Here is a 10,239-nt window from a genome sequence, read left to right as displayed (position 1 = left end):
TTGTAATGGAGAATCGGTAACAGTAACAGCATTATTACCCCAAACCAATCGCCAGAACAAGAGCGTCCCAGACAATAAGATTGAAGTTGAACAAACTGTATCAGCAAATCCTACAGTTTTGGTTCATATTACTCCAACCAAAGCACAGACAGCAGAGTTTACTGTACTTAATGAAAAAGGAGAGGATATTGTTCATAATGAAACTGTCTCCCTAACTCACAATTCCGGAGTAGTAAGCCTTAAAGTTACTGACAATCCACTTCAGGCTGGTCAATTGTATCACTGGGCTTTTCAAATTAGTTGTGGTGGTAATGATGGGGGAGATTTGACTGTAGATGGATGGGTACAATACAATGCACCAAGTGGTGAATTAGCGAATGTAGAGAAACAGCCAGAAAGAGATCGCCCTGCTATCTATGCAGAAAAGAAAATTTGGACTGACACATTAAGTTCGTTAGCTGAGTTGCGCCAACGTTATCCTAACGATCAAGAAGTAGCAGCGGATTGGCAAAGTCTATTGGATTCAGTTGGTTTAGGTAACATTGCTAATGAAAAGCTAATTGGTTCGTTACCGAGAATGTAAAATTAATACTAGTTGGGTTTAATTTGTAAATTGCTCGTGGTTAATGGCTAATTGTTTAATTTCCTAAGTAAGGGGGGAAGATGAAATAAGATCAAAGTCCCCCTTTTTAAGGAACAGTCAAAAGGTTCTTGCCTACTTACGGAAGAAGCATTATTTCAAGGCTTCCAGGGGAACTAATCCAGTTTTATACAACAATTCCTGCGCCTCACTAGTTTTCAGAATCTCAGCAAACTTTTCCCCTACAGGTTTGCGACTGTTATCTCTGGGATAAATAACAGATAAAGGATATGCTAATGGATAATTTTGGCTAATAAAAGCTTCGACATTTGGTCCATAACTACCCTTAGCATTACATAAATCAGTACGAGGAGTTACGGGCTGATTATTATTTTGAATTAAAGGTGAAATTGGCGGATTATTACCATTTATCAATGCCAGAGGATAAACGGAACATTGCCCTAAAACTCTGCTCAAAGAGTCAAAGCCAATTGCACCAATATTACTATCCTCAAAATCCCGAATTATTCCTCTGAGAGTCTCTCCCGTCTGGAGGCGCTTAACTTGAACTTCTGAGGTGGGGCTAATTTGATTGCTTTGTTTGGCTAACTTTCTAAAGTTATCAATACTACTTTTATCTTTAAGCACCCGCTCCTCAAAGATTTGGATTGCTTCTTCGCTGAGTGGAAGGTAGAGTTTTAGCCTGACATCTGGACCACCTATTTGTTGCCATTTGTTAATTTTTCCTGTGTAAAGTTGGCGCAATTGCTCGAAGGTAATTTGCCCATTTAAAGCGGAAGGTAAACTATCATTCCGTCTGGCGTAACTGAAAGCGACAAAAAATACTAACCCATCGTGGGCAACATTTTCATATCCTAAATCAGAAGTTAAATTATTTACCAAAGTTGCGATCGCAAATTCTGATTCTTTGGTTCTCACTTTTTGGATAGCGTCTACCCATAAAGGTTCCGGTTGATATAATAACTGTAATTTAGGTTGACGCTTGTATAGCTCCTGTGCGAGGGTTGTCTCTTTCGCAATTAGATTTGGTTGTTGCAACACGTAATCCCAAGGACTATTCTTTTCTGCAGTATACTTAAAATTCCCTGCGGGAATTCCTGATACCTGCTCAATGCAACAGACGACAGAATCGGGAGCAGTTTGCTTTTTAAATAAGTTTCTGCCAAACAAATACCAGAGTAGACTTAATAGTAAGAGCAAACCTATCAGCCACATCAGCCAAATAGGAATAGGAAAGCGCCGTTTTTTCTTCTTTGCTTCTTCTTCTATAACTCCTTCTGAAAGTGTCGGATCTATTTGGGGTTCGGGTGGCAATCTCAACAAAGCTTGACGAGCAATTTCCGCAGTTTCAAACTTCGCCATCCCCATCCCCATTAGACTTAAAATAAAGTCTTTTAATCCTGGGTGAATAATAGGCCAACGATCCTTCATTTTAGGATTAAAAAGTTGACCATTAACCGGATCGTTGGTTCCGCCTGCTAAAAGATAAAAGGCAACATATCCCAAATCTTTTAAATCTTTAGCCACAGATAAAATAGGGCGTTCTTCCAGGGGCGGTGCGAATCTCCCTTCCCACAAAAAGAGGTCACAGAGGTAGATAAAGAAGCCTTCCTGAAAGCTAGGACCAATTAGTAAGCTTTCTAGACTGATATTACCGTCAACTAATCCTTCCTGGACTAAACCAGAAGGGAGGCGGAATTTTTGGCTGTGGAGAAATTCCAGACTTTGCAATACTTGGTTGAGAAGTTGGCGAACTTGATAACTAGTTAAAGATCCTGTTTCAATTAAGTAGTTAGCGAGGGTAGAATAGGAGTCTAAATTGCCTTTGGTGACTAGATAGCAGCGTTCTTGATTTTGATCTGCGATCGCATCCCAAATGGGAATCAGGCGAAAGTCTTGAATTCGACCATCTGCTAAACTCAAACCAGCTAATTTGACAAAGGCATCTTTACGCTGGCGAGTTTCCTCTGGGTTAAAATATCGGGCTGGTAGGAGGTATTCTTTAATGATAACAGGCTGGCGATCCGGTAGTTGAAATGCTTGGTAAATTCTACCTCTACCTCGATAATTTAATACACCTTCAATTTGATACCTACCCCGAATCCCCTGAATTTTAGTTTCCGGCGCTAACAGGGCGGGAAAACCGCATTTGATGCAATATTTTGCATCTGCCTGTTGCTCTAGTGTTTTTTGAGGCCATTCACAAGCGAAAGTATTTCCTTCTACGCAGCGATAGTCGGGGTACAGAGACTTAATCTGTGGCGTAACGAGTCGCTGAGGGACTACTTCAGCACCTGATTCAGTCACCTCGACTACTTCTTTTTCCCCTGGTTTTCGCAAAACTTTATCCTTGAGTTGCTCTAGGGTAGGGGGTTTTACTTTAATTTCTTGTTCGAGAAAAGGTAGTAACCATAGTAATCTAGCTGGCACCAACCGGATTAGTTGGGAACTAATCCTCATTTGGATTGCTTTGATTCCCTGGAAAAGACGGCTGCTTTCTAAGGTGGCAAATGCTTTAAGTAGTTTTCCTATGAATCCTTGTGGATTTTTATGTACCATGGGCAAAGCCTCTATTTATAGGGTGCATTATCCTTTGCTAACGCACCATTACCATTATAATTCTGGTGAAAAGATTCTCACCCGGCAGGCGAGACACCTGTCCTACTTTCATTTTTGGAGATTTCTATTATATATAATAGCTGCATAATATCGCCCAAATTAAAATCCCCTTAATTAAGACTCGCCTCAATTCGGCGTTATTCTCAGATAATAGCCATTCGGAAAGCCACTGATTAGGGTGCAGTTTTCCGTAATATCCTGGTAATCTTACCCCGCGATCGGCGTAGATGCTGAATCTAAACGAATTCAAGTTTGTACTGAAAATTCCTCTGGAGAAATCCCCCAATTTACCCAAGTAATAGCTTCCATCAAAGTATTCCAAGTGGACGATAAATTTCAGAGTTAAAGGGAATCGATCTAGTTTCCAGGCGATTATCTTTTCCATAATCCCTGAGACACACCGACAAATATACTCTATTCTTTGCGAACCTTTGCGCATCCCTTTGCGTTCCTTTGCGTTAAAAAAAGACCATGATACCTGAAAATAAGACTATATAGATGTAATATTTGATATTTCGCGATCGCAAATCATAATCTTCTCTTTCATAAAACCTAGAACTACCATAAATCTTCTTTAATAGCAATAATTAATCTCATGTTATTGTAACTTTACCTTCTCATTATAGCATTTTCGTCTAGCTGGCTCTACAATGGAAAATCCAAGTATCTGGCAATGGGCTAGTCTTGCACCTACTGCCAATAGATAGGCGAAGACAGCACCTACTACCAACCGCGTAATCGTTAATTTTCTTAACCTTCCAGGTGACTACCTTTTCCCATGAGCGAAAGAACACTATTTGACAAAGTTTGGCACTCCCACACCGTAGGTATCTTACCTTCCGGGCAAACTCAGCTATTTATCGGCTTACACTTAATTCACGAAGTAACCAGCCCCCAAGCCTTCGGAATGTTGCGGGAAAGAGGACTCAAAGTACTTTATCCCCAGCGTACTGTTGCTACTGTAGACCATATCGTCCCCACCGAAAACCAAGCACGTCCTTTTGTCGATATTTTGGCAGAAGAAATGATGCAGTCTTTGGAACAAAGTTGTCAAGATTATGGGATTCGATTCTATAATATTGGGTCAGGAAATCAGGGAATTGTCCATGTTATTGCACCGGAACAAGGGTTAACTCAACCGGGGATGACGATAGCTTGTGGCGATTCCCATACCTCAACTCACGGTGCTTTTGGTGCGATCGCATTTGGCATCGGTACGTCTCAAGTCCGTGATGTTTTAGCTTCTCAAACTCTAGCACTTTCTAAGCTTAAAGTCCGCAAAATTGAAGTTAATGGTAAATTACAGCCCGGTGTTTACGCCAAAGATATAATTTTGCACATTATCCGTACTTTGGGTGTTAAAGGTGGCGTTGGTTACGCCTACGAATTTGCTGGTACTACCTTTGAGCAAATGAGTATGGAAGAACGGATGACTGTCTGTAATATGTCCATTGAAGGTGGTGCGAGATGTGGCTATATTAATCCAGATGAAGTGACATTTCAATACCTCAAAGATCGAGATTTTGCACCTAAAGGTGGAGATTGGGATAAAGCAGTGGCATGGTGGACAAGTATCCGTTCAGATGAGGATGCGGTTTATGATGATATCGTCACTTTTAATGCCGCAGAAATTGCCCCAACTGTGACTTGGGGAATTACGCCGGGACAAGGAATTGCCGTAAATGAAGCGATTCCCACACCCGATAGTTTACCAGAATCGGAAAGAGCGATCGCAAAAGAAGCATACAGCTACATGCAGCTAACTCCAGGAACCCCAATTCAAGGGACAAAAATTGACGTTTGTTTTATTGGTAGCTGCACCAATGGCAGACTCAGCGATTTACAAGAAGCGGCTAAATTTGCCCAAGGTAGACATGTTGCTGAAGGAGTGAAAGCATTCGTTGTACCAGGCTCAGAAAGAGTGAAAAAGGAAGCCGAAGCTGAAGGATTAGATCGAGTATTTTTAGCAGCAGGATTTGAATGGCGTGAGGCCGGATGTTCCATGTGTTTAGCCATGAATCCTGATAAACTTCAAGGCAGTCAAATTAGTGCATCTTCTTCTAATCGTAACTTCAAAGGTCGTCAAGGTTCATCGACAGGAAGAACTCTTTTAATGAGTCCCGCCATGGTGGTTGCGGCTGCTGTTAAGGGGGAAGTTTCTGATGTGAGGAAATTGATGTAATTTTCATCTCAGTTTCTGTCACATTATTATCTATCTGCGTGCATCTGTGGTATTTTGTTTTAACACAGAGGTACGCAGAGGTTCCCACAGAGGTACGCAGAGGTTTTAGAGGAAGGTAAAGGAGGGACGGATTTAATGTTGAAGAGAATTTACATAGATAATTTCAGATGTTTGGTGAATTTTGAAATTAAGTTTGCAGATAGTATTAGCACCAATCTCAATTGGGCGGTTGAAACCGCAGCTACACTACACAGACAAAACCCGCCTGCGCGGGTTTCAATTTTGCTGTTTTGGTTTTTACTGATTAGTCTGGTAGCAAATAGTCAATATCTAAAATCTGTTTGATGCTGTAAGGACAATCTTTGGGAAATAAATCAAGCGGCAAAGTTGTTTCCGCAGCAGCTAATAAAATAGCATTATGATGAGCTTCTGGTAGAATAGAAATGAGATAATTTTTCAAGCTTGGGCTATCAGTCAGGATATCTTGAATTCTCAGCCGTTGTTCTATGATAGTACATTGCCAACTACCACTCCGTCGATTGGGTTGAAACTGCCACTTGAGCAGGTGCATCAGGAGGATTTCCAAGCGACTTTTGAGTGCGCGGCGATCGCTTTTTCCCAAATTCTCAATTTCCTCTGCCAAGTTTTCCATATCTAGGGCTGACACAGCCCCTTGGCGCAAGGCTACAGCCATTTTCTGTGTCCAAAGGTAAAAGTCCTCGTTGTAAGTGGCTGAGGGAGTTGTGGCTAATTGCTCCACTGACGGCATAATGGACTTTCTCAATCGTTTTTTTTTACCTTTTATTTATTGTAACGAATTCATTGAAAAGTTTTACTTTGAACTATTACCTTAAGCCTTAATCCGTTTTAACTCTTCCACGGCGATTTCCAACTCTTCCATCTCAATCTCACCTGGATCGGATTTAAGATCGGTAATATTATAACTTACAGGCCATGCTCGTTTAAACTCAAACCTAAATTCTTCTTTAGCCCCATGAGTATAAAGCTGAATGGAACCATCTCGCCGTTGTTTTTTCCAATTCCCAGTCTGTACGCTTTCCAACCAATTCCATAAAGTCATAGAAAGTGTCAAACCTCGGCGCAATGTCATATTAGTAAAACTCAGATTACCCGGAATTTTTGTCCTGACAACTTCACCTACAGCATTACCACTAGCACCCCATTTGTTAGGCGTTACTTCACAGATTTCAATCACCTGTTGACTAGTCTTAAAACCCTTACATTCCATGAAGAAAGCATCTACCGACTCATTACTCCCCTCCAAGTGGAGTTCAAAGTAAAATCGGCAATTCATCAGGATTTCTGGTCTCTGAGATAGATCTGAAGCCATGACTTTACCTTCTTACCAGAAATTGGTGCTTAAATGGAAAAATTAATTGTCGAATGGACACTATTAATCAAAACAATAATCAGATTAAATTAGTGGTTCGTCGCATTAATTATGGATAACTTTTGTTTGTAGTAAGCGCTTAAGCGCTTACTACGAACCCAGGCAATTTTTTGCGGTTGACTACTAATTGCCGTCAAGAATGCTCACCCTAACATTTACACGCCAAACCCTATTGAGCCTTTGGCTTTCTCATTTCAATGTAACGGCATTTGACGTTGTAGTCTAGATCTCCTATATCTTCAGCTTTATAGGTAGGGCTGGAGCAAGAGATGGGAATAAGTCCTACTAAATCGTATGTTAGGATCTCCTTCCCCGCACGATTGCAGACGGTAATCACACCAGTTGTACTAGCAACTTCCTGTGACGCACCTCCTGTATAAGCAGCGTTTTGATATTTTTCGATCCATTCCATCAAAGATTGCAGACTTTCCACACTGGTTGCTGTCAGAGTCATTTCCAGATCGTTATCTGCTTTTTCTCCTGTAGGACCAGACTCAGTATAAGCCTTGGAACCCTTACTTGCACCTACAGATCCCTTAGTTTGGGAGGTGGTAAGTTCTATCTTTAAGTTCTTGCAGTTTTTAATTTGCAAGTCGGCGGAAACCGCATCAGGTTTAAACCAAAATCTGGCTTTACTTGCTATTTTGCTCGGATCGAGTGCTGGCATATTACTGGCTCCTATTTTATTCTCTCAATGACTGCACTTGCTAGATTAATTCACACCAATCGAGACAAAAGCTATTTACTTGTCTTTTTCTCGCACATATTCTTCTAGATAGCAAGTGAATGTGCCATAAATAATATCTTTCTCTTCATCTGCTTTCACTTCCTCCAACTCGAATTTAAAAGGCCAGGCATCTTTAAACGTATATATTTCTACTTCATCACCCTTCCAATTGTAGGTTTTGAATGCGCCTGTGTATTTTTGAAAGTCTCCTCCACCACCTCGGGCTTTGGGACGGCATTTTTCTAACCAATCGTGGAGCCGCATATAAGCACTATTGGCATCTGAACTCACTGGTACTTTCACTTTGAGTTCTTTAATTGGGGTGTAACCACCTTGCATAGCGACTGTGTTAGTTACTGTACCTGAAGAACTTTGCAAGCAGACAGCGGTTCCTGCAAATTCTGGTGGGGTAACTTCAGTTGCTTCTAGGTTGCTTAAACCACCCCCATCAAAGGATAGGTCAAATGCAGAAACAATCCGATGAGTAGTATTTCCGGCCATATTACTACCTCCTATTTAAAGAGATTTCTGGTTTAATGAACAATTGTTGAGAATTGGGTCTATCCCATTTTGGCAAAGATTGGGGAATCTTACCTGGTTATCTTCCTTCGGTCACAGGCAAGATGCCTGTGCTACGGATGATGAATTTACAGGTATTGGATAGACTTTGGAGAACTATGGATTGGGCGCAGTTTTCGCGCCCAGATTATTCACCCCTCTAACCTACTGGCCTGGTGCCCACTGACTGATGCGGAAAATCACAAATTCCGCAGGTCGGACGGGACTGATACCTACCTCTATATATAACCGACCCAGCATCATTGTTTCGTGGGTATTGAGTTCTGCGTCGCATTTGACGTAGAATGATTCAGCAGGAGAGGCTCCTACCAATGCACCAGCACTCCAGAGTCTTTCTAGGAAATTGGAAACGGTACGGGTAACGCGACCCCACAAATTGCGATCGTTTGGCTCGAAAACCACCCACTGCGTACCAATTTCAATTGATTTCTCAATATAACTGATCAGACGGCGAACACTTATATAGCGCCACTGAACGTTATCTGGTTCTACTAGTGTACGCGCACCCCAAACTTTATAGCCTCGGCTGTAGTTGGCGAAGTTCCGGATACAGTTGATACCTTTGGGGTTCAGTAGTTCTTGTTCCCGCATGTTGGTCTCGTAGGCTAAACCAATTACGCCACGAGGAGTTTCATTTGCAGGTGCTTTGTAGATACCCCGTGTTTCGTCGGTGCGACACCAAATTCCCATCATGTGTCCGCAAGGGGGTACAAAAATCGGTCGTCCGCCATTGCGGGGGTTGGCTACTTTAATCCAAGGATAGTAGACTGCACCGAACATGGAACGGCGATTGAAGTCCCGCAACCAAGCATCTACATCTTGAGGCTTCTGTTGTTGGGGAGGAACCGGAGTACGTCCTTTTCCTGGCTTAACAGGTGGTGTGTCAATGACTGCCATGCGGTAGGCTGGTCCTGGGAAGGAATTTTCGCACATGGACAGCATCATTTCCATGACACCATGAACTTGGTCTAAGTCCATTAAGCCTTCTTGATACACACGCATCAAGTCGGGACAGGCTACCATTGCCACTTCATCAATTTCAAAAATACCCTGAGTCCCGGTGCGATCGTCTCTTTGACCTTGCAAGTCGCGGGAGAAGCTGTCTCTCGTAGACACGCGAGGTGGAGGGGTAACTTCATAGAGACCTGCTACTGGTCTCCGTGTCAGAGGTTGTCCGCTTTGGGAGATATTGGCTACGTTGATAAATTCCGAACTTTCTAGTCTTGTTACCACATAGTCCGCTAGCTGAGTCTCCACATCTGGATTCATGCTCAGGTTCTCGTACCTTTCCAGCTCGTCTTCACCTCGAACAACGACGACATTAAAAAATTCGCCTGTATTTAGAGGTAGCTCTTCATCTGGAGTATCTGCTGGTGCTGGTTTTGGCGTACTATCTTGAATCACCACTTTGATCCGAGCCTCATCTGATGATGCTAGTGCTAAGGCACTTTCGTCCGCTGAAGCTGGCTTAATCGTGAAATGTAAAGAAGGTTTGCGGCTAGAGGTTAAAATCTTGGTTCCGCTTTGCTCTACAGGTGGGGGTTCGGAACCGGGGAGTCGAGTCCCGATACTGGTTATCCAACAGCGTCCACCACCATTCAAAAACCAACCCTGAACCGAAAAGGGCAGGTAAGCGTTGAAGTCAGTGAACCCATCGGAGCCTTCTTTACCAAAATACTCTAAATATTGGCTCCAGTTGGTAACCATCATGGGTTTGAACAGTTCAGCATCACCGCGCACATCCTCGGTGAAACCAATAAACCCGGCTACACTCATACTGATGCCCTCAATTGGGCGACTGCCACGGTCTACTTCTTCAACGTATACACCTGGGGCAAAGTAATCGAGTGCCATTGGCAGTTTTCCTCCATTTATTACTTAGGGAAAGCAAGATCTAGGGAACAGAAAAAGCTTCCTATTCAATATTAGATCCAATCAATGAAACTTCCTGGGCTTTGGGCGGTTCCAAGTTCCCCTGTCAGGAGACCTTTCCTCAATTTTGACACTCCCCGCTCTCGCATAGACGGGGATTCTTAAGACATCACTGCCTTAATATCCTGATTGCTCAGGTTCCCAGGCTCATTACGTTTGCCACAAGGGCGTAATGATATCTCCACAAG

Annotated in this window: 8 protein-coding genes and 1 pseudogene; 2 read left to right on the top strand and 7 right to left on the bottom strand. The window is 42.6% G+C overall.

The window, feature by feature from the left end:
• A partial coding sequence (locus tag NJ959_RS19440) for a DUF928 domain-containing protein (protein ID WP_254013397.1) occupies positions 1 to 583 on the top strand: 583 nt, incomplete at its 5' end.
• Between the two features lie 150 nt (positions 584 to 733).
• On the opposite strand, the gene NJ959_RS19435 is transcribed toward NJ959_RS19440, so the two are convergent.
• Together NJ959_RS19435 and NJ959_RS30970 are read right to left on the bottom strand one after the other, a co-directional pair.
• Complete coding sequence (locus tag NJ959_RS19435) at positions 734 to 3,160, bottom strand: substrate-binding domain-containing protein kinase family protein (protein WP_254013396.1); 2,427 nt, start codon at positions 3,158 to 3,160, stop codon at positions 734 to 736.
• Positions 3,161 to 3,323: 163 nt separating this feature from the next.
• A pseudogene (locus tag NJ959_RS30970) lies at positions 3,324 to 3,455 on the bottom strand (DUF6745 domain-containing protein); the annotation flags it as partial.
• A 543-nt stretch (positions 3,456 to 3,998) separates the two neighbouring features.
• Here NJ959_RS30970 and leuC point away from each other — a divergent pair.
• Positions 3,999 to 5,402: a 3-isopropylmalate dehydratase large subunit gene (leuC, locus tag NJ959_RS19425; RefSeq protein ID WP_254013395.1), complete on the top strand. Its 1,404-nt coding sequence runs from the start codon at positions 3,999 to 4,001 to the stop codon at positions 5,400 to 5,402.
• Positions 5,403 to 5,706: 304 nt separating this feature from the next.
• Here leuC and NJ959_RS19420 read toward each other — a convergent pair whose 3' ends face one another.
• The 5 genes from NJ959_RS19420 to NJ959_RS19400 form a co-directional block, all read right to left on the bottom strand.
• On the bottom strand, positions 5,707 to 6,171 hold the full coding sequence (locus NJ959_RS19420; RefSeq protein WP_254013394.1) for a DUF29 domain-containing protein: 465 nt from the start codon (positions 6,169 to 6,171) through the stop codon (positions 5,707 to 5,709).
• 81 nt (positions 6,172 to 6,252) lie between these two features.
• A complete protein-coding gene (locus NJ959_RS19415) occupies positions 6,253 to 6,753 on the bottom strand; it encodes a phage tail protein (protein ID WP_254013393.1) in 501 nt (166 codons plus the stop codon).
• 229 nt (positions 6,754 to 6,982) lie between these two features.
• Entirely contained in the window at positions 6,983 to 7,480 is a 498-nt protein-coding gene (locus NJ959_RS19410) for a hypothetical protein (protein ID WP_254013392.1), read from the bottom strand.
• 75 nt (positions 7,481 to 7,555) lie between these two features.
• The gene (locus NJ959_RS19405; RefSeq protein ID WP_254013391.1) at positions 7,556 to 8,041 is read right to left on the bottom strand and encodes a phage tail protein; all 486 of its coding nucleotides are present in this window, start codon (positions 8,039 to 8,041) and stop codon (positions 7,556 to 7,558) included.
• 222 nt (positions 8,042 to 8,263) lie between these two features.
• Complete coding sequence (locus NJ959_RS19400; RefSeq protein ID WP_254013390.1) at positions 8,264 to 9,973, bottom strand: phage tail sheath family protein; 1,710 nt, start codon at positions 9,971 to 9,973, stop codon at positions 8,264 to 8,266.
• Between the last annotated feature and the right edge of the window lie 266 nt (positions 9,974 to 10,239).

It is taken from the genome of Limnofasciculus baicalensis BBK-W-15, assembly GCF_024178385.1.
GTDB lineage: Bacteria > Cyanobacteriota > Cyanobacteriia > Cyanobacteriales > Coleofasciculaceae > Limnofasciculus > Limnofasciculus baicalensis.
The sequence above is the reverse complement of the archived record's forward strand: the minus strand, read 5'-3'. Positions and strand labels throughout refer to the sequence as shown.

Coding starts and splice junctions, on each gene's coding strand:
- NJ959_RS19400 (WP_254013390.1), bottom strand. CDS start 9,973: ATGGCACTCGATTACTTTGCCCCAGGTGTATACGTTGAAGAAGTAGAC.
- NJ959_RS19405 (WP_254013391.1), bottom strand. CDS start 8,041: ATGGCCGGAAATACTACTCATCGGATTGTTTCTGCATTTGACCTATCC.
- NJ959_RS19420 (WP_254013394.1), bottom strand. CDS start 6,171: ATGCCGTCAGTGGAGCAATTAGCCACAACTCCCTCAGCCACTTACAAC.
- NJ959_RS19410 (WP_254013392.1), bottom strand. CDS start 7,480: ATGCCAGCACTCGATCCGAGCAAAATAGCAAGTAAAGCCAGATTTTGG.
- NJ959_RS19435 (WP_254013396.1), bottom strand. CDS start 3,160: ATGGTACATAAAAATCCACAAGGATTCATAGGAAAACTACTTAAAGCA.
- leuC (WP_254013395.1), top strand. CDS start 3,999: ATGAGCGAAAGAACACTATTTGACAAAGTTTGGCACTCCCACACCGTA.
- NJ959_RS19415 (WP_254013393.1), bottom strand. CDS start 6,753: ATGGCTTCAGATCTATCTCAGAGACCAGAAATCCTGATGAATTGCCGA.